Source organism: Bradyrhizobium sp. SZCCHNR1051 (genome assembly GCF_032489615.1).
Lineage (GTDB): Bacteria > Pseudomonadota > Alphaproteobacteria > Rhizobiales > Xanthobacteraceae > Bradyrhizobium.
The window spans coordinates 237,342-259,722 of record NZ_JAUEYJ010000008.1; the positions used below are offsets into that span (position 1 = coordinate 237,342).

Consider the following 22,381-nt stretch of genomic DNA (forward strand, 5'->3'; position numbering starts at 1 on the left):
TCCATTTGCGCCTGAGGTATCATGAAAAAGGGTCTGTTCTTTGCAATCACTTTCGCCCTAAGCCTCGCGACCATGCTCCCCGGCAGCGCCGGTGCGGTCGGTCCAGGTTATTTGTGCGGCGGCCTTAACGGCAACACCTGCAATTTCGGCCTGTTCTGCGACCTCCCGGTCGACCATTGTGGCCAGGGGTTCGTCCTAAGGGGCGTTTGCCGGGTGAAGCCGCGGGCCTGCCCTCGCATCTACAGGCCGGTCTGCGGCTGCAATTACCAAACCTATAATAGCGACTGTCAACGCCTGGCCGCCGGCGTAGAGCTGATGCGTCAGGGCCGCTGCTTATTCCAATAGACCGATCGCGCCGCTTTCGCCGACATCTGACTGCGTCTCCCGACTCGTGTCACACGCACGATGATCTTGTGCGGAGGCGGAGCATCGGCGCTTGCGTGATCTCCTCGCGCCGGGTTCAATGGCGCGGGGGGAATTCGAAATGCGTTCGTATCATTGCTCATTCGGCCGGGCGGCCCTGTTTGCCATCGTGTTTGCTCTGGGCGCGGCTCTGCTGCCGCAGCCCGCGCGCGCCGATCGCTGTGACGACCTCGCCAAGGAATTGAAGAACGGCATCGACGGCATCAAGATCGGACAGACCGCGGCGGGCACGGTCTATCTCGCCCATCCCAAGGCGCGCGAGCTCACGCTCGGCTGCTCGTCTAAGAACGTCAGCAATCAATTGTTCGGAAAAACCGACCGCAAGCCGCCGCCGGCCTTCATCGACCTGATGGCGAGCGCGGCGGCGATCGTGTTCACCTTGCCGAAGGACGACATGCAGCGCGGCGTCACACGCTGTTACCGCCGGCTCGGGATCTTCCGCGGCGACGACGTCGCCAGCCGCTACCGCCGGCTCGACATGCGCTGTGCCCGGACCAAGACCGAGTCCTCGATCACGATCAGCCGCAGCAAGGACCAATAGGCCGGCGTGACGCGACAGCCCTGTCGTTTCTGCGCCGGCGGCAGCGACCCGTTCACTATTCGCCGCGCCACCGACAGTTGCGGACAATTCGAGCGATCTGGTTGACGAAGTTTTCGTCAGGGATGGCCACGCTCATCGCAACACCAAGCGAGGAGCTGGACCATGTCCGTTTCGAGCGTTTCGTCGTCATCGCCGCCGCCCTCACCGCCGCCGGTCTCGACCGAGACGACCAAGCCGCAGACCCAAGACACGCAGACCCGGAATCAGACGCAGCAGAGCCAGGCCTTCAAGCCCGACAAGACCGGCGACGAAGCGGCCGCTGAAAAGCAGGCCTCCCGTCCGCCGCTGCCGCCCGGCCAGGGCACGCGCGTCGACATTCTCGCCTGACGATCCCACACCCTCAGGCCAACTTCGTATAGCGGCGGCGCCTCAGGCGTCCGCCGCTATACGTGTGATGGCATCGCCGATCCGACTCCACCCCTGTCCCATGATGTCGAACTGAAACTTGTTGCCCGGGAAGACGAAGCCGTCATGGACCATCCGCAGATGCGTGCCGCCCTCGACCGGCGTCAACGTCCAGGTCACGACGCTGTCGAGCCGTAAGCCGTAGGCCGGGTTGGAGTCCGAACCGCCCTTCCAGGAATAGCTGAGCAGATGCGGCGGCTCACAGGCGAGCACCTCGCAGTGAACGACGCCATCCCAGTCGCCCACCGGCTTGGTGCGGAAGGTGAAGCGATGCCCGGTGGCCGCGACGAAGTCGTTCGGCATCAACCATTTCGCGATCAGGTCGCTCGTGGTCAGCGTGCGCCAGATCTTGTCGGGCGAATGGGGCAGATGCTTCTCCACCACGATCGCATGCGTCTCACCCATCACTCGGTCTCCTTCAACAGTGCCTCGAGGCCGGCAATACGCTCATGCCAGAATGCGCGGTAATGACCGAGCCAGTCGACCAGCGGCGCCAGCCCCTTTGGCGCGACGCTATAATAGTTGTGGCGGCCGTCGCGCCGTTCGCTGACCAGCCCGGCGTCGCGCAGCGCCTTGAGATGCTGTGAGATCGCCGGCTGCGACACGCGCGAGCCCTGCACCAGGCCGGTGGCCGCCACCTCCCCCTCTCGCGCGATGCGCTCGAACACGGCCCGCCGCGTCGGGTCGGCAAGCGTCTTCATGACGGATGTCAGCTGGGCTTCGACGATCATGCCAGATGTATAAGCCAATGCTTATACATCGTCAAGCGCGGCGCCGCAGGGCTTCGCCTTCACGCATCCAGCGCCTTGTAGTGGCGGAAGATGCCGTCCTCGTTGAAGGCGATGCGGCGCTCGCTGGCGAGATAGGCTGAGATGTTCGGTCTGCGGGCGACGCGGTCATGCAGCGCGACGAGGCTCGGGATGTTGCGCTCGAACGCCATCATGCGCTTCGGGAACGCGTAGCGCAGGCCGGCGACGATCTGGAACAGCGACAGGTCGACATAAGTGAGCCTGCGCCCGATGACGTAGGCGCCACCGCTTTTCGACAGGAGCTGCTCGAAATAGCCGAGGAATTTCGGCACCCGCTCGCCCCAGAATTCGGCGGTGCGCTTCCTGGCCGGCGCACGCTGGTCCTCGTAGTACAGCGTCGGCCCCAGCGGGTGATGCGTGTCGTGGATCTCGACGACGAAGTCGGTCACGGTGAGCTGCAATTGATGCACCCAGAGCTGGCCGGCTTCGGCCTTGGGCGCAAGGCCATGGCGGCTGCCGAGAAACAGCAGGATGTTGGCGGTCTGGCCGATGACGCGGCGGCCCGCTCTCAGGAACGGTGGCGCGAAGGGCGGCGTGTCGCTGTCCGCCTCCATCATCGCCGTCATCGCACCGATGCCGTCCTCGCGCGCGACGTCGCGATAGGCGGCGCCCGCCTCCTCCAGCGCGAGACGCACATATTCGCCGCGGCCCTGGATCATGGGCCAGTAGTAGAGCTCGTAACGCATGGGCCATCCTCGCAGTGATGCGCCCACACGTTCGGCTCGGACGACGCAACGGACGCGGTGTTAGTTCGCCGCGAAGCAGTATAGCAGCCCGTCACCGCCCGTGCTCTTCAGATCGGCCTGGGAACAGCCGCCATCGGGCCCGCGAGAGATGGGAATTGTTCCACAAGCAAAGGCGCCGCGGATTGCTCCGCGGCGCCTGATGAGGGTCTCAAGTCAGGCTCAGCTGACCTGCTGGATTCCCGATAGCTGCCAATCGGCGCCGGCGTGGCGCAGGAAGGTCCAGATCTCGGTGACCTCCTGCGGCTGGTCGGAGCCGTCGACCACCCGGCCCGAGGCGCGCTCGATGGTCTTGTCGGCCAAGGTGAAGCGCATCGCGACCGTGGCGTAGTCCGCGCCATTCTCGCGCCAGGCTTCGGCGAGGTCACCCTGCAGCAGTTTCACGGCGCTGACCTTGTTGACCACGCCGCGGGCCTGGTTCTGCTCGAGATCGCGCTCGAAATACGAGGCCATCTCGGGCGTCGACAGCAGCCGCAGGCGGCCGACATCCTCGTTCGACCAGGCGGACTGGATCTCGCCGAGCAGCCGCTCGAACGCCTCGTAGTCGGCCGGCAGGATCTGCAGCGGCGGCGTGCTGCTGCCACCGCCGAAGCCACCGAAACCACCAAGGCCGCTCAGGCCCGAGCGGAGGCTCGGCTGGCCGTCGGTGGGCGACGGCGCCGGGCCGGCGGCATAGGCCGGCTGGTTGCGGCGCTGCCACCAGGCCATCGCCATGCGCACCAGGAACACCACCAGCAGGACCTGGAGGATCAGACCGATGATCGAGGCGAAGCCGCCGAGGCCGGAGAAGAGCCCGCCGCCGAACAGCATGCCGAACAGGCCGGCCCCCAGGAAGCCGGCAGCGAGACCGCCGAGCAGGCCACCCGCGCGGCCGCCGAACAGCCCGCCACGCGACGGCGCAGCCGTGTTGAAGCCGCCGGGCTGGCCGGGCTGGGTGATGGTGCGATTGAACTGCGACGCCGATCCCGGCGCGGTCGTGGTGGGAGGTGGCGCGGAGAAGGTGCGCGTGCCGCGGGAGCCCGAGCTGGAGCCGCCGCCGATCCGGGCGTCGGCCGCCGAGACGGCGAGCACCGTCGGCAGCGCCAGTGAAAGGGCCACGGCCATCGCCTTGAGGAGGCCGCTTTTGCGCTGCATGAAGCTCATCTGTGTTTCCCATAACTCCCCGGAATGGGGATGCCTGTAAGATGGGCACAACCGGCGAAAAGGGAAGGCGGCACGAGGCCGCGCGGCTGCGGCGCTGGGTCGCGGGATGAAGGCGCTCGGCCGCCTTGCCAAGGAACTCCGGTAACCTATTGCGGCGCCATGGTTTCCTTGACCGCCGCCACGAGCTGGCTGAGCGTGAAGGGCTTTGGCAGGAACGCGAACTGCTGGTTCTCCGGCAGGCTCTTCTCGAACGCATCCTCGGCATAGCCCGAGACGAAGATGATCTTGATCTCCGGATTGCGCTCGCGCATCGCTTTAAGCAGCGTCGGCCCGTCCATCTCCGGCATCACCACGTCGGACACCACGAGATCGAGCACGCCATCGCACTCCTCCAGCGCCTCCATCGCCTCGACGCCATTCGACGCCTCGATGACGCTATAGCCGCGCGAGCGCAGGCCGCGCGCGTTCAGCGCCCGCAGGCCCTCCTCGTCCTCGACCAGCAGGATGGTGCCCTGCCCGGTCAGGTCGGCGCGCGGCTTCGACGCTTCCGCTGCGGCCGGCTCCTTGGCGGCGCCGTTGACCGCGTGCGGCTCGGTCTGGACCTCCGGAACGACGATGTGCCGCGGCAGGAAGATCTGGAACGAGGTCCCCTTGCCGACCTCGCTGTCGACATAGATGAAGCCGCCGGTCTGCTTGATGATGCCGTAAACGGTCGACAGCCCGAGGCCGGTGCCCTTGCCGACCTCCTTGGTCGAGAAGAACGGCTCGAAGATCTTTTCGCGGATCTCGGCCGGAATGCCGGTGCCGGTGTCGCTGATCTCGATGCGGACGTAGTCGGCGACCGGCATGCCCTTGTAGGCGGCCTGCGCGACCTCGTCGGCCGAGACGTTGGCGGTCCGCACTGAGAGCTTGCCGCCGTCGGGCATCGCATCGCGGGCGTTGACCGCGAGGTTGACGACCACCTGCTCGAACTGCGAGACGTCGACCTTGACCGGCCACAGGTCGCGGCCGTGCACGAGGTCGAGCTTGACCTTCTCGCCGATCAGCCGGCGCAGCAGCATGGTGAGGTCCGACAGCGCATCGCCGAGATCGAGCACCTGCGGCCGCAAGGTCTGGCGGCGCGAGAACGCCAGCAGCTGCCGCACCAGCGTGGCGGCGCGGGTGGCGTTCTGCTTGATCTGCATGATGTCCTGGAACGACGGGTCGGTCGGCTTGTGCGCGTTCAGCAGGAAATCGTTGGCCATCATGATGGCCGAGAGCACGTTGTTGAAGTCGTGGGCGATGCCGCCGGCGAGCTGGCCGACCATCTCCATCTTCTGCGACTGGTTGATCTGGTTCTCCAGCGCGCGGCGCTCGGTGGTCTCGAGCAGATAGACGATCGCGGCTTCGGTCTCGCGCTCGTCCTCGTCGACGGCGGTGACGAAGAACTGGCCGAAGCGCTCCTTCGCGCCCTCCAGCATCACCTCGACCGGCGGAATGTCCGCCTGCCCTTCCGAGGCCTGGTTGATCGCCGCGATCAGGAGATGCCGGTCGCGCTGGCTGACGGTGCGGAAGATCGATTTCGCCGCGGCCACGTCGCCGCTGACGCTCTGCGCCAGCTTGGCATAGCGCGCATTGGCCCTGACGACGGCGCCGCCGCGGTCGACGGTCGCGATCGCCATCGGCGTGTGGTCGAAGAAGCGCATGAAGCGCACCTCGGCGGCGCGCTCCGGATCGGAGCGCTCGTCGCGGGCGCGGCTGATGACCAGGGTGCGCGACGACCCGGGCTTGCCGTCGGCGCCGAAGGCGAGCTTGTGGTAGAGCCGCGCCGGCATGGTCTTGCCGCCGCGCATCTTCAGGTCGATGTCGAACACCTCGGTGCGGACCTCGCCGGGCACCGCCACGATCGAGGTCAGCAACGACGCGCCGTCGCCGGAGACGACGTCGGCGAGCTTCAGGCCGCCGGAGCCGATCTCGGCGAGATCGTAGTCGAGCCAGTTGGCGAGCGTGGCGTTGACGTAGACGAGGCTGCCTTCGGGATTGACCGAGAAGAAGCCGCACGGCGCATGGTCGAGATATTCGATCGCATGCTGCAGCTCCTGGAACACGTCCTCCTGGCGCTCGCGATCCCGGGTGATGTCGGCGATCGACCACACTGCGTAGCGGGCATGGCGCTTGGTCTGGCCGAGCGGGCGCACGCGCATCCGCAGCCAGCGCCCCTGCGCGCCTTCGGCCGCAGTGATGCGCACCTCCTCCTGCTGCCGCTTGCCCTCGCGCGCCGCCTTGAGCAGGCGGAACACCGCTTCGGAGACGTCGGGATTGCCGATGAAGACGCGCTCGACGGGACGCGCTTCCTGCGCGGTCGCCGCTCCCGTCATGCTGAGATAGGCGGCGTTGGCGTAGACGACATGGCCGCGCGGATCGGTCACCGCGAGGCCATCGAAGGCGTGATCGGCGATCGCGCCCATCACCGGATCGTCGGTCGCCTTGTCGGCGAAGCGGACGATGCCGGCGGCGAACGCGAACAGATTGAACAGGCCGACGGTGGCGAGCAGCGACAGCAGCCCGAGAATGTAGGGCTGTGCCTGGGCGCGGCCGATCGTCATCAACGCGATCGCGACCGCGACGAGACCGAACGCCACCAGCAGGATCAGCAGAATGCTGCCGCTGCGGCGCGGCCGCTCCGGCAGGCCCACCTGATCCTGTAACCCATCGTTGTCGGAATCGGCGCTCATGGCTCGGGGACGCGACCTGTCGGCTGGGAGCCCCAGCCCGTTCGCGCGGCTCCCCCTTCCACCTGCCTGAATCGACGGGTCAAGCGCAAGCCCGTCAAGCCGATATTCCATGATTTATCCGTATTTTGCGGTCCGTCCGTGGACCGAATCGGTTGTCATCGCGGGCGCCCCGAGAGGTTGCGCCGCAGCCCCATCACGTAGCCGATGATCTCAGCGACGGCGTGATAATGTTCCACCGGGATCTCCTCGTCGATCTCGACCGTGGCGTAGAGCGCGCGCGCCAGCGGCACGTTCTCGACGATCGGGATGTCGTGCGCCTTGGCGACCTCCCGGATCTTGAAGGCGATGTTGTCGACGCCCTTGGCGACGCAGACCGGGGCCGACATGCCGCGCTCGTAGGACAGCGCGACCGAGTAGTGGGTCGGGTTGGTGATGATCACGGAGGCCTTTGGAACCGCGGCCATCATGCGCTTCTTCATGCGCTGCTGCCGGATCTGCCGGATGCGTCCCTTGACGTGCGGGTCGCCTTCCGACTGCTTGAACTCCTCCTTCATCTCCTGCACCGACATCTTCTGCCGCTCGTACCATTGCCGGTACTGGAACAGGTAGTCGCCGATCGCGACCAGCGCGAGCAGCGCGACCACCGAGCCCATCAGATGCGTGGTCAGCGACATCGTGACGCCGAGCAGCTCGCTGACGTCCATATGCAGCAGCGATTCCAAGCGCAGCCGCTCCGGCCACAGGATCATGACCATGACCGTGCCGAGCAGCACGAGCTTGAAGAGACCCTTGGCGAAATTGGCCGCGGCCTGCTTGCCGAACAGGCGTTTGGCGCCGGCCAAGGGCGAGATCTTGCTCAGGCTCGGCTTCATCGGCTCGCCCGACCAGACCAGGCGATGCTGCATCATGTTGCCGGCGATCGCCGCCAGCATCACCATCAGGATCGGCACGCCGATCGCCGCGATCACGGCGAACGACAGGCTGCGCGCCAGCGCCAGCAGGCCGGCGCCGTCGGTGTGGATCATCCAGGAATTGGCGATCAGGTTGCGCATCGGCACCAGCACCGCGGTGCCGATCGAGCCCGAGAAGGTCGACATCACCAAGGTCGCGGAGGCGATTACGAACCAGGTGTTGAGCTCCTGACTCTTGACGACGTCGCCGCGCTCGAGCGCCTGGTCCAGCCGCTTTTGCGTCGGGTCTTCTGTTTTGTCTTCGGAATCGGCCTCATCGGACATCGATCGGCCCCCTCACCGCGGCATCATCTCGTGCATGACGCCTTCGAAATAGCCGAGAAACGTTCCCATCATCGCGGTCAGGACCAGCGCGAAGATCAGGAAGCCGATCAGGATCGAGAGCGGCGCACCGACGAAATAGACCTGCATCTGCGGCATCAGCCGCGCCAGCACGCCGAGCCCGATGTTGAAGACCAGCCCGAACACCAGGAACGGCGCCGACAATTGCAGGCCGATCTTGAACGCCGTGGCAAAGGCCTTGGTCGCCAGCGAGGCGACGTCGCCGCTCGGGATCAATTCGCCCGGCGCGAAGATCTTGTAGCTGTCGCTGAGCGCCGCGATCACCAGGTGATGGCTGTCGGTCGAGAACAGCAGGGTCACGCCGAGCATGGTGAGGAAGTTGCCGATCAGGACGCCCTGCTGGCCCTGCGTCGGATCGACCGCGGTGACGAAACCGAGCCCCATCTGCTGCGCGATCACGGAGCCCGCGACCTGCAGCGCCGACAGCGTCACCCGCGCCGTCGCGCCGAGCACGATGCCGATCACGATCTCGTGCACCATCATCACCAAGAGCGGCGACAACGCCTGCAGGTCGACCTGATAGGCCTGACGGTGCAGCGGCAGCACGATCATCGTGAGCAGCAGCGCGGTCGCGAGCTTGATGCGGACGGGGATGTTGACCTCGCCGAGGCCCGGCAGCAGCATCACCATCGCACCGACGCGCGCGAAGGCCAGCATGAACACGGCGGCCAGCGCCGGAAGGAAGGAAATATCGATGCGCATCGTCCGCCGTCACGGCCCTTTCGACCGCATGCTGGTGCGGCACGACGGTCTTTGAAGAGACAGCCTGCGACGAGACAGCTTGCGAAGAGTTCGCCCGAAAGGCCGCCAGCTCACGGCCGAAAGCAGCAGCGCCCCCCGCACTGCTCCTCGCGACCGCTCGCAGCGCCCTCACGCAGGCTAGCCCTGCTGCCCCGGACATTGCCTCATCCGCCGATGATTCGCGACGAGATCCGCATCATGTGCGAATGCAGGGCATCGGCCATGAACGGCAGCGCCAGCAGCAGCGTCACGAAGATCGCAATGATCTTCGGCACGAACACCAGAGTCTGCTCCTGGATCTGCGTCAGCGCCTGAAACAGGGAGACGACCACGCCGACGACGAGGCCGACCACCATCAGCGGCGAGGAGACCAGCACGATGGTCCAGATCGCATCGCGCGCCACATCGAGCGTTTCAGCTCCTGTCATGTCCTGTCGTTCCTCACTGTCGATCGGTTCCGGTCCGGCACCCGCCTCATCGCGCATCGCGCGCAGTCGCGGCAGACGGCAAATCCCTGATGCGTTACGAGCTGCGCCTAGATCGTCATCTTCATCACGTCTTCATAGGCCTGGATCACGCGGTCGCGCACCGACACCAGCGTCGACACCGCGACATCGGTTTCGGCGACCGCCGTGACGACATCCATGACGTTCGCCTTGCCCGCGGCCATCGCGACCGCCTGACTGTCCGACTTGCGTCCGGCCTCCATCACGCTGCCGATCGCATCCTTCAGCACCGCGCTGAACGACGGACCACCCTTGTCGGCGCCGTTGCCGCTGCCTAGCACGTCGCGCACGCGCCCGAGGCTGCCGAAGGCACCGCTCGAGCCGCCGGCGTCGAGCACGCGGGCGGAATTCGCATAGGCATTAGCTGCGGAGATTGGGGAGGCCATGACTTTCGTTCCTGTCCTAGGTCTTCAGAATGTCGAGTGTGCGTTGGATCATGCGGCGCGTGGCGCCGATGATGTTCAAATTCGCCTCGTAAGACCGCTGTGCATCGCGCATGTCGGTCATCTCGATGAGCGGATTGACGTTGGGGTACTTGACATTGCCGGACGCGTCCGCGGCCGGGTTACTGGGGTCGTATTTGACGCGGAACGACGATTGATCGGGCACCACCTTGCCGAGTGCCACCACCTTGGCGTCAAGCGCACGGTCGAGCGCCGAGGTGAATGTCGGGACCTTGCGGCGATACGGATCGCCACCCGATTTGGCGGCGGTCGAATCGGCATTGGCGATGTTCTCGGAAATGACGCGCATACGCCCCGCCTGCGCACGCAGGCCGGAGGTCGCAATGCTCATCGAGCGCAGGAAATCGCTGGAGTCGTTTGCCATGCTTGTCGGTCTCCGTCCTCAACTCCGGCTCAGGCCTTGCCGATCGCCGTCTTCAACAGATGCAGGCTCTTGCCGTACAACGAGGTTGCCGCGGCATAGTCCATCTGGTTGGCGGAGACCTTCAGCATCTCCTCTTCGAGGCTCACCGCGTTGCCGGCGGGCCTCGTCTGAAATCCGGCCTTGCGGTTCTGGTCGAAGCTCGCGCTCTCGCCCGACGACGGTGCGATGTGCGCGGTGCTGGTCCGGGTCAGCGACAGCGGCGCAAAGCCGCCGACCGCCTGGCCGGTTGAATCGAACTTCGGCTCAACCAGATCCTTCGGCTTGAAGTTGGGCGTATCCGAATTGGACACGTTCTCCGACAGCACGCGCTGGCGCTCCTGGTGCCATTGCATCTTGGTCCGCAACGCCGACAACACGGGGAGATCGTTGATGGACATGGCGCTGCTCGGTTATGTCCGGCTACCGGACGGTTTGGGTAGGTAGAAATTGCCGTGCATATGGTTAACAAGGAGTTAAGAAACGGTGCGATGCCCACCGGGACAATCCCGGGGTTTTGACGATTTCTTAGGAAAGTGCCGGGGTCCCAGCCGACCGATGCATCATTACGGGACGGCGCGGCTCGCCAAGAAGTCGTTTTGGCCCGGCCGATTCATGGGTTATTAAGAGGCCGAGCGGCAGTTCCTGCCGTCATGCGTTAACAGGTTGGTTCCGGTTCTGAAGCTCCGTTCGCTGCCGGCGATGCGTTGGACAGACGAGAGACTTCGAAAGGACGCGGTATTTGCCGGGGACAGAGATGCAGGCACTGACGTTCTTTTTTGCATTCGTGGCGGTGCTGGCTCTGATCGGCCTCGCCGCGTGGCTGGTCCGTCGATTCGCGGGCAATCGTCTCGGCACCAACCCGAATCGCGGCCGCATGCCCCGGCTTGCCGTAATCGATGCCGCCGCCGTCGATGGCCGCCGCCGTCTCGTGCTCGTGCGCCGTGACAACATAGAGCATCTTTTGATGATCGGCGGGCCGACCGACATCGTGGTCGAATCCAACATCGTGCGCGCCATGCCGGCGCGCGAGCAATTGCCGCAGCGGCCGGGCATCAATGAAGAGCGGCCGGCGGCGCGCATCGCGCCGCTGCCGGATGCGCCGTCCTGGGCCGACAACGAGCCGAAGACCGAGGCCGCCGAGCATGCCGAGCCGCAGATGCCGGAGCCGCCGCAGCGCCCGATGCGGCCGTCGTTCATCGATGAGGTTCGCCGCACGGGGCCGGCTGCTGCTGAGCGGCGTGAGCCGGCACCGGCATTCCCGCCGGAATCACCGCTCCCTCCGCGCCGTCCCGATCCCCGCCAGGACCTCCGGGCAGACGTCCGTGGAGAGCCGCGCGGCGGCGACGAAGCCCGCCTGGAGCCGCGCCCCGAGCGGGCGCCCCGCGGTGAACCGGTGATGCCGCGCCCGCTGCGCCCCGCCGAGCCGCAACGGCCGGCAGAGGCGCCGCGCCCCTCCGAGGGGCCCCGGCTGCCGCCGGTGCGGAGCGCTGAACGCGCAGCCGAGCGCGTCGAACGCGTGGCGGCGCCGCCGCTGCCGCCGATTGCGCAGATGCCACCGCCACCGCCCCCGCCGCCGGTTGCGCCGCCGCCCGCAGCGGCCGATCAGAGCGCCGAAGCCAATCTGGCCGAGATGGCGCAACGGCTCGAGGCCGCGCTGCGGCGTCCATCGGCCGATCCGTCGGCTGGTCCAGCCTCGGGTCCCCGGGCGGCCGCACGCAGCGAGCCGGCTCCGGCGCAAGCCGCACCGGTCAAGACCAGCTTCGAGAATCTGGAGGACGAGATGGCCTCGCTGCTCGGACGTCCGAAGTCGTCTCAGTGAGATCGCTGCTTCCCCCGCGTAGAGTTGTCTTCATCGCTGTTCTGACTGCCGCCGGTTTACTGGCGGGACGTGCTGCTGCGCAGGACATCAGCATCAATCTCGGCGCCGGCGGTGGCGGCGTCACCGAACGCGCGGTCCAACTGATCGCGCTGCTCACGGTGCTGTCGATCGCGCCGTCGATCCTGATCATGATGACGTCGTTCACACGCATCGTGGTCGTGCTGTCGCTGCTACGCACGGCGATGGGCACTGCGACCGCCCCGCCCAACTCGGTCATCATCGCGCTCGCGATGTTCCTGACCGCGTTCGTGATGGGGCCGGTGTTGCAGAAGTCCTATGAGGACGGCATCCGGCCGCTGGTCGAGAACCAGATCGGCGTCGAGGACGCGCTGCAGCGCGCCTCGGTGCCGCTGCGCGGCTTCATGCAGAAGAACGTGCGTGAGAAGGACCTGAAGCTGTTCATGGACCTCTCGGGCGAGCCGTCGCCGGCGACGCCCGACGACCTGTCGCTGCGCATCCTGGTGCCGGCCTTCATGATCTCCGAGCTCAAGCGCGCCTTCGAGATCGGTTTCCTGCTGTTCCTGCCGTTCCTGATCATCGACCTCGTGGTCGCCTCGGTCTTGATGTCGATGGGCATGATGATGCTGCCGCCGGTCGTGGTGTCGCTGCCGTTCAAGCTGATCTTCTTCGTGCTGGTCGACGGCTGGTCGCTGGTGGCCGGCAGCCTGGTGCAGAGCTACGGCGGGTAGGTTTCACCTGTCATGATGAGCGAGAGGCAGTAGGCTCGTGTCTCCCATTGAGGCGTACCCTCGATCAGTTCGCCCGGATTGGGCTTGCGACGGGGCGCGATGTGGAGGAGCCGCGCAACTCGACGCGAGCTCGCTGTATGATGTGCCAGCCACCGCTCAAACCAAGCGCGGCCATGATCGCCGCCACAATGAGATCCGGCCACGCCGTGCCGGTGCCGAACACACCGGCTGCGGCCGCGAGTACGGCGATGTTGCCGAGCGCATCGTTCCGGGAGCAGATCCAGACCGACCTCATATTCGCGTCGCCGACGCGGAAACGGTAGAGCATGACGGCCACGCCTGCATTGGCGACAAGAGCGAGCATGCCGACGACCCCCATCGTCCTCGCCTCCGGGAGGGTGCCTGCAATTGCGTGCCAGACAGTGGAGGCAAGGACAAGGACGCCAAGCAGGACGAGCGACCAGCCCTTCAGAAGGGCGGCGCGTGCTCGCCAGGTCAACGCGAGTCCCGCCACTCCGAGGCTGATCGCATAGTTGGCCGTATCACCGAGGAAGTCGATTGCGTCCGCCTGCAGCGAGGCCGACCCGGCCGCCACGCCTGCTGCGATCTCGGCCAAAAACATGGCTCCGTTGATGGCCAACGCAATCCAGAGCGCACGACGCCAGCGGGGGCTGTCCAGTTCCCTCGGAGGGGAAGACGAACAGCAGTCATCATGACAACCAGCCATATCGTCGCCTCTTACAAGATGATGCGACGTCCTATATGGACCCTGTAGCCACTACAGGGTCAAGCCATGTCACGACTGACCATCGGAGACCTCGCGAAGCGGACCGGCACCAAGGTGGAGACGATCCGATACTATGAGCGGATCGGTCTGCTACCGGTTCCGGCGAGAACCGAGGGCAACTACCGAGCCTATGACAACGACCAACTGGGGCGACTGAGCTTCATTCGGCGTGCCCGCGATTTGGGCTTCTCCATCGACCAAGTCCGTGACCTGCTGGATCTCGCCGATCAGCGAGACCGCTCGTGCGAAGCGGTTGACGTCATCGCAGGCCAACACCTGGCAGAGATCGAACGCAAGATCTCAGACCTCGTGGCGCTGCGTGACGAACTTGCCGATGTCATAGGGCGCTGCAAGCACGGCACCGTTGCCGACTGCCGCATCATCGAAGCGCTTGCGCCGCATCGCTCTGACTGAACGAACAAGACAATTACCGATCCACTGGCTTCGCAAAGCAGTCTCGAACTTTCGTCTTGGCGCGCTTCGGACGGATTCAGAATCGCTCACCCCACGACATCGTACTGCTTGCTCAGCTCGTCGCTGATCTTCACCAGCGTCGACATGCTCTCCGGATAGCCGGGGCGCGTCGCCGTGCCGGGATCGGCCTTGGCGCAGAGCTCCCATTTGGTGCCCCAGCGGAGCACCGAGATCGCCATGCCGTCGCGACAACCGACCCGCGCCTTCAGCTCCGCCTTGGCCATCGCGATGAGCTCGGCTTCGGTCTTGGTCGGCTTCGTCATGTCGCCAGGTCCTCCGGCTCCACGCCTTGACGCACGACGTCATCGACCCGCGATCGCCTGCTTGACGCCCTGGATGCGCGGCAAGGCGCCGGTCGCCTCCGACGGGGCCTTCGCAGCATCCTTGGCGCCGTCCGGTCCTTTGCCGGTGGCATCCGGGAAGCGCGCCCGCATGTCGCGCAGGAAGCCGTCGAGCGTATCGACACTCGACGCCATCTTCGCGATCTGGGCAAACTCGGCGCTGGAGCCGCTCGCCGGCTTGCTGGCGACGTCGAATGCGATCTTGTCGGCCTCGCCGGTCATCAGCGGCGCATATTTCTCGCGGAAGCGGGCGAGGCCGATGGCGTCGTCGGCGAGCGCATAGCCGACCACGGCGCGCAGGATGTCGCCGCGCTCAGCCGGATTGAGCGGGCGGAAATCGCGCCAGCGATCGCCGTAATAGAGCTCGATCTGCTCGGACGCCTCGCGCCAGCGCCGCGACGCCCAGTAGATGTCGGAGCGCAGCCGGATCGCCTCGCGGCCGCTGATGTTGCTGATGATGTCCAGTCCGAGGTCGTAACGCCCGATGTCGCTGTTGGCGCGGGCTTCCAGCAGCAGCCGCTGCTGGCGCAGCTCGCCCGCGAGATCGGCGATGCGCGTGGTGCGCAGCGCCTCGATGGCGCGTTCGGGCTTGCGGTTGGTGAGATAGACCATGGCGAGACGCGCGGCGACCTGGGCGCGCGCCGCGCCTTCGAGGCGGTGGTCGACCTGGTATTGCAGAAGCTCGGCGGCCTGATCGAGCAGATCGATGCCGACCAAGCGGTCGGCGAGCTTGCGGATCATCTCGTCGCCGCGGCGGCCGATCGGCGTCAGCTCGCGAAACCCGTAGAAGATGCTGAGCGCATCGACCGGTGGCAGCTCGTCGGCCTTGCCGTTCAGGAACAACTGCGAGAACAGGCGGGAGGCTGCATCCTGGGCCTGCCGCGCCAAATCGGAGTTGGGCATCAGGCGGGTGGCCTGACGCGCGGCCTCGAGCGAGTCCGCATAGCGCCCCGCCTCCTCGTAGAGCTGCGCCATCATCTGCAACGTCTGCACCTCGATGGCGTCGCCGCGCCAGATCGCCTGCAAGGTCTCCAGCTCCTTCCGCGCGTCCGGCGGCTTGATCTCGCCGCGCTTCTGCAGAAGCTTGATCTCCAGCAGCTTGGCCTCCGCGGCCGCAAGGCGGTCGTCGGAATTGACGGCGAAGCGATAGTCGTCGAGCGCATCCTTCTCCTGCGCCATCGCCTCGGCGAGCCGGCCGCGCAGCACGGCGATGTCGGGCTTCATGTCCGCGGGCACGCCGATCACGTCGAGCTCGGCGCGCCGCTTGGCGGCGCCGGCGAAATCCTTGATCTCGAGCGCCGACTTCATCGCATCCGCGATCACGACGCGCTGCAGGTCGAGCGGCAGCGAGGCGATGGCGAATTCGACGTTCTTCAGCTTCTCGCGCGCGTCGGCAAACTTGCCCTGGCGGGCGAAGGCGAGGCCCTTCCACATCTGCGAATCGAAATTATTGCCGATCGACGGAGTGGCGAGATCCTTGAGTCCCTGGTCCGGCCGGCCCATCAGGATGCTCGCCACCGCGTGGATCATCAGCATGGCGGTCTCGTCGGTGCGCGGGTCGGCGTCGGAAATCATCAGATTGGTGACGCCGCGCGCTTCCGGATACATCGCTCGCGCCATGTAGAAGCGCGCCAGCGCCAGCCGCGTCTGCGCCCGCCGCTCCGGCTCGGCGTTCGCCGCGGCCTTGATCAGCAGATCCTCGCGCGGCACGAACGGCTGGGTCTGGTTCTGCTGCCATTCGTCGATGTCGAACATCGGCCGTACGGCGGTCGGCGCCCGCTCCGGCGAGAAGCCGATCGACGACAGGGTCAGCCCGCCCGGCCGGCCGAGGATCACCTTGTCGGGCGCGATCTCGACGGCGACGTCATCCGAATTCGGACGCACCGCGATGCCGTGGATCGAATCGAGCAGCGACAGGTCGACGAAATCCTGGCGCTTGATGAAGCCGCGGATCGGCGGCGGCGCCGTCACGACCAGCAGCGTGTCGCCGGCATCCGGGTCGGTCAGCCGGTGCAGCATGCCGGCTCCGGGATTGGCGAGCGGCACCATGACATTGGCGAGCGCGGGATCGGTGACGTTGCGCATCACCATCAGCGGCTGCTGATTGGTCAGGCCCTTGTCGGCGAATGACAGGTTCCAGCTGCGCCCGCCATCGTCGCTGCCGAGCGAATGCATCTGCGGGCGGTTGAGACGGATCCGGATCGCCTGCCCCTTGTCGAGCGGCATCCTGTTGACCTCGCCGATGATGGCGCCGCCCTTGGCGCGGATGGGCTCGACGTCGACGGGCTTGGTCGAATCGAACACCATCCATACCGTGTCGCCGCGGCGGAACAGCGCCGCCGGCGTGACCTGGCCGAAGCCGAAGGTGAGCCGCAGGCCCTCACTGTCGCGCAGGGCCTCCAGGGTGGCGGCTCCATTAGCTGCCTTCTCGGCCGGCTTGGTTTCGGCGGCCTTGGTTTCGGCAGACTTGATCTCGGCAGACTTGGTCTCGATAGGCTTAGCGGCTTCGGCTTTGCCCGCCTCCGGCTTCATCGCCTCGGACTTCGCTGGCTCGGATTTGGCTGCTTCGGATTTGACAGCTTCAGGCGCAGCAGCTTCAGGCTTGGGGGCCTCGGGCGCGGCTTCGGCCTTCGCGGCGGCCGGCGCGGCAGCAGCCGCTGCCGACGGCGCAGGCTCGGCTGCGAGCTCGGTGGCTGGCGCCGCGACCGCAGGCGCCGGCTTGGTCTCCGTCTTTATCTCCTTGGCGATGGTGTCGGAGGTCGGCGGCACGATCTCGGGCTGCGCAGCCTGCTTCGGCTTGTCGCCATTGGGTTTGCTGCCGTTGGGCTTCTCGGCCGCGGCCGCCTTGGCGCCCGGCAGCGTGTCCGAGGAGACTGCGGAGACCTTCTTGTCCGGCTGCTGATAGGCGACGTCGATGTTGTAGTTCTTCTCCTCGCGGAAGGCGCGAACGTCGACCTCGCCGACCAGGCCGAGCTCGACGACGGTCCTGCTGCCGTCGATGCGCTGGTTGATCGCGGCGACGTTCGGCGGCGCGACGAGCTTGGCGTCGGCGAGATCGAAGGACAGCGGCGCGGTGAAGAACAGCGAGAGCTTCTGGTCGTTGAGCACCGAGGAGATGCCGACACCGTCGGGGATCTCGAACACGAAGCGCACGAAGGTCGGCTGCACCAGCGCGCGCACGCGGATCGGCGGCCGCTTCTTCGATTCCGCCTCGGCGCGCTGCAGCCGCAGCGCCCGTTCGGCGGCGCGCGCTCGCTCGGCGAGCTCGCGCACGACCTCGGCCGGCAGCGGCGGCGGCGGGCCGGTCCAGCTGTCGGGCAACAGATCGATGAAGACGCGTTCGCCCGCGGTCATGGTGTTGACGCGGACCTTGCGCGACAGCGACAACCGCAGCGCCGAGCCGTCGGGGTCGCCGCGGGCCGATGAGATGTAGTCGGGCGCCGCATCCACCCAGCGGTCGATCGGAACGGTGGCGGCGCGATCGAACCTGATCAGCAGAATCGAGCCGGCGGTGGTGACGTCGGCGCTGATGTCCTCGGCGAATTTCAGCACCAGCCGCGCATAGCCGTCCTGAGCCGACAGGCTGGCCTCGCCCGGCACCGGCGCAGCGCCTGCCGCGACCGTGGACAGCACCAGGCCGATGACGATGGCCGACAGCAGCGCAAGGCCGGCGCGCGCCCGTGCGCGGGCCTTCGAGCGCAATCCAATGGGAGTCGTGCGCGCCATGGTCACAAGCTTCCGGTTCGACATCCGCAACTTGACGGATACGCCTGCCCCGCCACGCCGGAAATCTAGGTGCCGGCGTTTAAGGGCGCATTAAACATGCGGCTCAATTGCTCTTCACAGGCACGATCTTGCCTTCGATCTTCGGCAGCTCGGCGCTGGTCTCGGGCCTGTCGGCGCCGGCCCGGCGCGCCAGCTCGACGGTGAGCCGTTCGGCCGCCTCCGGCGTCATCAGTCCGAGAATGTCGGACATCTTGCGTGGCGCGATCTGCGAGGCGATCTCGATCAGGACGGACATCTCGAGCCGGTCGAACACCTTGGCGGCATCCTTCGGCTTCATGCCCTCGTACATCGTGACGATGCTCTTGAAGCGGGCGTTGTCGGCCTCGGTCTTGGCGGCCTGCGCGCCGGAGATGCGGCCCTCGATCGCCTTCATCTCCTCGGTCTTGGATTGGATGCGCTGCTCCGCGGCGCGCAACAGGCTCTCGCGGATGTCGATCTCTCTCGCACGCGCGTCAAGCTCCTGGCGACGCGACTGCAGCCGCTCGAGGATCGCCTTCTCCGCCGGCGACACCTGCTGCTGGTTCTCCTCGGGCTTGATCACCACGCCCTCGGGCTTAGTGTCCGGAGCGGCGGGCTTGGGCGCCTCCTCCTTCTTCTCCTTCGGTGCGCCGTGCGTGGAGCCGGTGACGATGTCATTGTCCTCGCGGCCCGGATAGCCCAGGTTCTCCTGGGCCCAGGACCGCTTGGTCGGGTGAGGGTCATAGTCGAAAACGTAGCCGCCATCGATCACGAGGCCGGCCACCTTCAGGACCGCAAGGCAGGCCACCGCGATCAGGACGACGGGAATGACGCGGATGTTACGAAACGCATTCATGCGGCAAGGCCACCAGTCCTTCGACGTTCGGAGAATGCCTGGGCCGCGGCGGCAACCGCCTTGGCACCGGAGACGCGCACCGGCTCGGTCGTGATCGCCGGCACCGGCGCAGGCGCCGGCTCGGGCGCGGCTTCAGGCGAGGTGATGGGTCGCGCGGCACTGGCGATGCGCGACAGCCGGCGCACCACGCCGTCGCTCTCGGCGAGCTGCTTGCGCAACTGGTCGGACATCTGCGTCGCGGCGGCGAGCTGATTGCCGAGATTGTCGTTGACGTCGCGCACGGCGAGCTTGAGGCCGCCAATCGCCCGCTCGGCGATCTCGGTCGCGGTGATCAGCTCCGCGATCACGGCTTTGAGCGAATGCTCATCCGCCTTCAACCGCTTCAGCCTGGAATTCAGCAGCATGCAATAGCCGATGGTCAGCACCAATAGGACCGCCACCAGGCTTTCGATGATCAATCCGAGGGAGTGGTTCATTGGGCCTCCATCAACTTGTTCTGGCCTTCGGAGCCTTCGAACATCGCAAGGGTCGTATTCGGCTTGCGCAAATTCTTGGTGACACGGATCGCGACGCGGTCGCCGACCCGGCCCATCCGCCCCTCCGTCAGCATGGTGCTGCCGCAGCGGACCGCGACCAGCGCATCGGGACGGATGTCGAGCGGCAGGGTGTCGCCGACCTTCAGCTTCATGAGCTGCTTCAGCGGCACGTCGGCCTCATAGAGCACGGCGTCGACGGCGATCTCGGCCTTGGTGATCTCGGTGGCGAAGTGGCCTTCCCAGACGGGATCGCGGCCGAACTTCTCACCCATGAACATCTGCAACAGCACGGGCCGGATCGGCTCGATCGTCGCGTAGGGCAGCAGCAGCTCGATGTTGCCGCCGCGGTCTTCCATGTCGATCCGCAGCTTCACCAGGATCGCGGCGTTGGCGGGCCGGCTGATCGCGGCAAAGCGCGGATTGGTCTCGAGCCGATCGATGGTGAAGCGCACCGGCGACAGCGGCCGGAACGCCTGCTCGGCGTCGCTCAGCACCACCTCGATCAGGCGCTTGACCAGGTTGGTCTCGATCGTCGTGTAGGGGCGGCCCTCGACGCGGAGCTGGGTGTTGCCGCGGCGGCCGCCGAGCAGCACGTCGATGATCGAATAGATCAGGGTCGAGTCGACGGTGGCGAGCCCGAAATTCTCCCACTCCTCCGCCTTGAACACCGACAGCACGGCCGGCAGCGGGATCGAGTTCATGTAGTCGCCGAAGCGCACCGAGGTGATGCGGTCGAGCGAGACTTCGACGTTGTCGGAGGTGAAGTTGCGCAAGGAGGTCGTCATCAGCCGCACCAGACGGTCGAAGACGATTTCGAGCATCGGCAGACGCTCGTAGGAAACCATCGCCGAATCGATGATGGCGCGAATGCCGGAATGGTCGTCGAGGCTGACCTCGCCGGCGGTGAAGCCGAGGAGATTGTCGATCTCCTCCTGCGACAGCACCCGCTCGCCGCCGTTCTTGGTGGCGCCGAAATCGCGGCTGCCGTCCTCGACCATCGCGGCCCATTGCAGGGCCATCGATTCGGTGAGTTCATTGGCTGCTGCGGCTTCCGCGGCCTCTGTGGGATCCTCCGAGTCGAGCGAGGCTTCCCATTGCGCGGCTATCGCATCTTGGTCGACTTGATCGTTGCCCGCCATGATCGTTGAGCTTCTTTGCCTTACTGGACCACGATTTCCTTGAACAACACCGCGTTGACCTGGTTCGGCGCCAGCGCGACGTTGACCCGCTTGGTGAGCTCCTCCTTGAGCCTGAACAGGCCCGCCGAGCCGTTGAGGTCGCTCGGCCGGAGCTCGCGCAGATAGGTCTGGAAGATGTCGGTGACGCGCGGCAGCGTCGGCTTGATCGTCTCGACCTGCTTCTCCTCCTTCACCTCCAACACGATCTTCACTTTCAGATATTGGACGCGGTCGCCGGGATTGCCGACCAGGTTGACGAGAAGGTCCGGCACCTCGACGAAGGCCGGCGGCTTCGGCGGCGGCGCCGCCTCGGCGTGATGCTCGTCGTTCTTGTGGCTGAAGAAGAAGAAATAGGCCGCACCACCGACGCCGAGCAGCGCCAGCGCGCCGACGACCATGATGATCAGCTTGAGCTTGCTCTTCGGCGAGCCTGCTTGCTCCTCGCCTTCGCCTGCTCCGGCGTCGTTCTCGGCCATGGCTTTCGGATCCTTCCGGAAAATCGAGCCGATGCCGCCAGAAAGCTTAATGACGCGAAACCAACGCTCCCAGCGCATCTGCGCTTTGTTGAGGGAACGCTACGGTAACAATGGTTAACGGAAGCTTTCTTTTGCCGAGGCGGTGGGAAAAACTTGCCGGGCAATTATGGTTAGCGAGACGTTATTGCCGGGCGCTCTGAACCCGGGCTTAAATCCAAATCGTTGATTTATCGATAGATTCAGAGTTGGCACGGCTTTCGCTGTACCCCTTGCGAACCCGCCGGCTTGGGAGAGCTGAACGGTTCGTTGAAGACCCGGTCGAGACCGCCTTGGGAGAGGTGCCGCGAACGGGATTCGTTAAGAGGGGAGATCGACCGGTGGAGAATGCGCTTCTCATCGGATTGTCGCGGCAGATGGTGCTGGAGCGGCAGCTCGACGTCGTTGCCAACAACGTCGCCAACGTCAACACCAACGGCTTCAAGGCCGATCAGCAGCTGTTCGAGGAGTATCTCTCCTCCGGCGCGCATGAAGACAATTTTCCGGGCGCCGCCCGCAGGGTGTCCTATGTCCAGGACCGCGGCACCTATCGCGACTTCTCGCAGGGCTCGATGCAGCGCACCGGCAACGCGCTCGACGTCGCCGTCACGGGCGACGGCTTCCTGACGGTGCAGACCGCGGCCGGCGAGCGCTACACCCGCGACGGCAACCTGCACATGAACAACCTCGGCCAGCTCGTCACCTCCGCCGGTGACCTGGTGCTCGGCACCGGCGGTCCGATCGTGTTTCAGCCGACCGACCACGACATCAACATCTCGCCCGACGGCACCGTGACGGTGGTCGAGGGCGTCAACCGCACCGACTCGATCCGCGGCAAGCTGCGCATCGTCAACTTCGCCGATCCGCAGGCCGCGCAGAAGCAGGGCAACAACCTCTACGCCGCCGCCGCCGGCGCCATCCCGCAGCAGAACACCAAGTCGACCATCCAGCAGGGCTACATCGAGAAGTCGAACGTCAGCGCGGTCGGCGAGATGAGCAAGATGGTCGAAGTGATGCGCGCCTACACCCAGGTCGCCAACATGCTGCAGGTCCAGAGCGACCTGCGCAAGAACGCGATCGAGAAACTCGCCGACGTTCCGGCCTGACAGATCTTGAAGGA

Annotated in this window: 25 protein-coding genes and 1 pseudogene; 7 read left to right on the forward strand and 19 right to left on the reverse strand. The window is 66.0% G+C overall.

The window, feature by feature from the left end; genetic code table 11:
* The first annotated feature begins 72 nt into the window (after positions 1-72).
* From QW868_RS12445 to QW868_RS12455, 3 genes are all read left to right on the forward strand, one after another.
* Positions 73-345: a Kazal-type serine protease inhibitor domain-containing protein gene (locus QW868_RS12445; RefSeq protein WP_315739121.1), complete on the forward strand. Its 273-nt coding sequence runs from the start codon at positions 73-75 to the stop codon at positions 343-345.
* Between the two features lie 139 nt (positions 346-484).
* Positions 485-964, forward strand: coding sequence for a hypothetical protein (locus QW868_RS12450; RefSeq protein WP_316230675.1), 480 nt, complete (start codon positions 485-487; stop codon positions 962-964).
* Positions 965-1,126: 162 nt separating this feature from the next.
* The gene (locus tag QW868_RS12455) at positions 1,127-1,351 is read left to right on the forward strand and encodes a hypothetical protein (RefSeq protein ID WP_315738755.1); all 225 of its coding nucleotides are present in this window, start codon (positions 1,127-1,129) and stop codon (positions 1,349-1,351) included.
* 42 nt (positions 1,352-1,393) lie between these two features.
* On the opposite strand, the gene QW868_RS12460 is transcribed toward QW868_RS12455, so the two are convergent.
* From QW868_RS12460 to flgB, 12 genes and pseudogenes are all read right to left on the reverse strand, one after another.
* Entirely contained in the window at positions 1,394-1,834 is a 441-nt protein-coding gene (locus QW868_RS12460; protein WP_315756547.1) for an SRPBCC domain-containing protein, read from the reverse strand.
* A complete protein-coding gene (locus QW868_RS12465; RefSeq protein ID WP_315756586.1) occupies positions 1,834-2,160 on the reverse strand; it encodes a metalloregulator ArsR/SmtB family transcription factor in 327 nt (108 codons plus the stop codon). Before QW868_RS12465 ends, QW868_RS12460 begins: the two co-directional genes overlap by 1 nt.
* Before the next feature lie 59 nt (positions 2,161-2,219).
* Complete coding sequence (locus QW868_RS12470) at positions 2,220-2,924, reverse strand: glutathione S-transferase (RefSeq protein WP_316230676.1); 705 nt, start codon at positions 2,922-2,924, stop codon at positions 2,220-2,222.
* A gap of 60 nt (positions 2,925-2,984) precedes the next feature.
* Positions 2,985-3,087 (reverse strand): annotated as a pseudogene (locus QW868_RS12475) (lectin); the annotation flags it as partial.
* A gap of 56 nt (positions 3,088-3,143) precedes the next feature.
* Complete coding sequence (locus tag QW868_RS12480) at positions 3,144-4,115, reverse strand: Tim44 domain-containing protein (protein WP_316230691.1); 972 nt, start codon at positions 4,113-4,115, stop codon at positions 3,144-3,146.
* A 155-nt stretch (positions 4,116-4,270) separates the two neighbouring features.
* On the reverse strand, positions 4,271-6,838 hold the full coding sequence (gene cckA / locus QW868_RS12485; protein WP_316230677.1) for a cell cycle histidine kinase CckA: 2,568 nt from the start codon (positions 6,836-6,838) through the stop codon (positions 4,271-4,273).
* Between the two features lie 155 nt (positions 6,839-6,993).
* On the reverse strand, positions 6,994-8,073 hold the full coding sequence (flhB, locus tag QW868_RS12490; RefSeq protein ID WP_315738759.1) for a flagellar biosynthesis protein FlhB: 1,080 nt from the start codon (positions 8,071-8,073) through the stop codon (positions 6,994-6,996).
* A gap of 12 nt (positions 8,074-8,085) precedes the next feature.
* The gene (fliR, locus tag QW868_RS12495) at positions 8,086-8,853 is read right to left on the reverse strand and encodes a flagellar biosynthetic protein FliR (RefSeq protein WP_315738760.1); all 768 of its coding nucleotides are present in this window, start codon (positions 8,851-8,853) and stop codon (positions 8,086-8,088) included.
* Between the two features lie 203 nt (positions 8,854-9,056).
* Positions 9,057-9,320: a flagellar biosynthesis protein FliQ gene (gene fliQ / locus QW868_RS12500; protein WP_008965881.1), complete on the reverse strand. Its 264-nt coding sequence runs from the start codon at positions 9,318-9,320 to the stop codon at positions 9,057-9,059.
* A 107-nt stretch (positions 9,321-9,427) separates the two neighbouring features.
* Positions 9,428-9,784: a flagellar hook-basal body complex protein FliE gene (gene fliE / locus QW868_RS12505; protein WP_315738761.1), complete on the reverse strand. Its 357-nt coding sequence runs from the start codon at positions 9,782-9,784 to the stop codon at positions 9,428-9,430.
* A 16-nt stretch (positions 9,785-9,800) separates the two neighbouring features.
* Complete coding sequence (gene flgC / locus QW868_RS12510) at positions 9,801-10,226, reverse strand: flagellar basal body rod protein FlgC (protein ID WP_315738762.1); 426 nt, start codon at positions 10,224-10,226, stop codon at positions 9,801-9,803.
* Between the two features lie 29 nt (positions 10,227-10,255).
* Positions 10,256-10,663: a flagellar basal body rod protein FlgB gene (gene flgB, locus QW868_RS12515; RefSeq protein ID WP_315756551.1), complete on the reverse strand. Its 408-nt coding sequence runs from the start codon at positions 10,661-10,663 to the stop codon at positions 10,256-10,258.
* Positions 10,664-11,019: 356 nt separating this feature from the next.
* On the opposite strand from flgB, the gene QW868_RS12520 reads away from it, so the two are divergent.
* Both QW868_RS12520 and fliP read left to right on the forward strand, forming a co-directional pair.
* Complete coding sequence (locus QW868_RS12520; RefSeq protein WP_316230678.1) at positions 11,020-12,084, forward strand: flagellar biosynthetic protein FliO; 1,065 nt, start codon at positions 11,020-11,022, stop codon at positions 12,082-12,084.
* A complete protein-coding gene (gene fliP, locus QW868_RS12525; RefSeq protein WP_316230679.1) occupies positions 12,081-12,833 on the forward strand; it encodes a flagellar type III secretion system pore protein FliP in 753 nt (250 codons plus the stop codon). The genes QW868_RS12520 and fliP overlap by 4 nt, the downstream gene beginning before the upstream one ends.
* Before the next feature lie 64 nt (positions 12,834-12,897).
* Here the strand turns inward: fliP and QW868_RS12530 are convergent, their stop codons facing one another.
* Complete coding sequence (locus QW868_RS12530; RefSeq protein WP_315799254.1) at positions 12,898-13,560, reverse strand: cation transporter; 663 nt, start codon at positions 13,558-13,560, stop codon at positions 12,898-12,900.
* A gap of 66 nt (positions 13,561-13,626) precedes the next feature.
* Here QW868_RS12530 and QW868_RS12535 point away from each other — a divergent pair, with 66 nt between their 5' ends.
* Positions 13,627-14,034, forward strand: coding sequence for a helix-turn-helix domain-containing protein (locus QW868_RS12535; protein WP_315756555.1), 408 nt, complete (start codon positions 13,627-13,629; stop codon positions 14,032-14,034).
* An 86-nt stretch (positions 14,035-14,120) separates the two neighbouring features.
* Here the strand turns inward: QW868_RS12535 and QW868_RS12540 are convergent, their stop codons facing one another.
* The 6 genes from QW868_RS12540 to fliL form a co-directional block, all read right to left on the reverse strand.
* Positions 14,121-14,357 (reverse strand): hypothetical protein, encoded by a 237-nt coding sequence (locus QW868_RS12540; RefSeq protein ID WP_315799253.1) that lies wholly within the window; start codon positions 14,355-14,357, stop codon positions 14,121-14,123.
* Positions 14,358-14,396: 39 nt separating this feature from the next.
* Complete coding sequence (locus QW868_RS12545; RefSeq protein ID WP_316230680.1) at positions 14,397-18,161, reverse strand: tetratricopeptide repeat protein; 3,765 nt, start codon at positions 18,159-18,161, stop codon at positions 14,397-14,399.
* Between the two features lie 103 nt (positions 18,162-18,264).
* Positions 18,265-19,035 (reverse strand): flagellar protein FlbB, encoded by a 771-nt coding sequence (locus QW868_RS12550; protein WP_315716017.1) that lies wholly within the window; start codon positions 19,033-19,035, stop codon positions 18,265-18,267.
* Entirely contained in the window at positions 19,032-19,511 is a 480-nt protein-coding gene (locus QW868_RS12555; protein WP_315716016.1) for a DUF6468 domain-containing protein, read from the reverse strand. The genes QW868_RS12550 and QW868_RS12555 overlap by 4 nt, the downstream gene beginning before the upstream one ends.
* Positions 19,508-20,710 (reverse strand): flagellar motor switch protein FliM, encoded by a 1,203-nt coding sequence (gene fliM, locus QW868_RS12560; protein ID WP_315738772.1) that lies wholly within the window; start codon positions 20,708-20,710, stop codon positions 19,508-19,510. The genes QW868_RS12555 and fliM overlap by 4 nt, the downstream gene beginning before the upstream one ends.
* A gap of 20 nt (positions 20,711-20,730) precedes the next feature.
* Positions 20,731-21,225 (reverse strand): flagellar basal body-associated protein FliL, encoded by a 495-nt coding sequence (fliL, locus tag QW868_RS12565; RefSeq protein ID WP_315738773.1) that lies wholly within the window; start codon positions 21,223-21,225, stop codon positions 20,731-20,733.
* A 377-nt stretch (positions 21,226-21,602) separates the two neighbouring features.
* Here fliL and flgF point away from each other — a divergent pair, with 377 nt between their 5' ends.
* Positions 21,603-22,367, forward strand: coding sequence for a flagellar basal-body rod protein FlgF (gene flgF / locus QW868_RS12570; RefSeq protein ID WP_316230681.1), 765 nt, complete (start codon positions 21,603-21,605; stop codon positions 22,365-22,367).
* Positions 22,368-22,381: the final 14 nt, after the last annotated feature.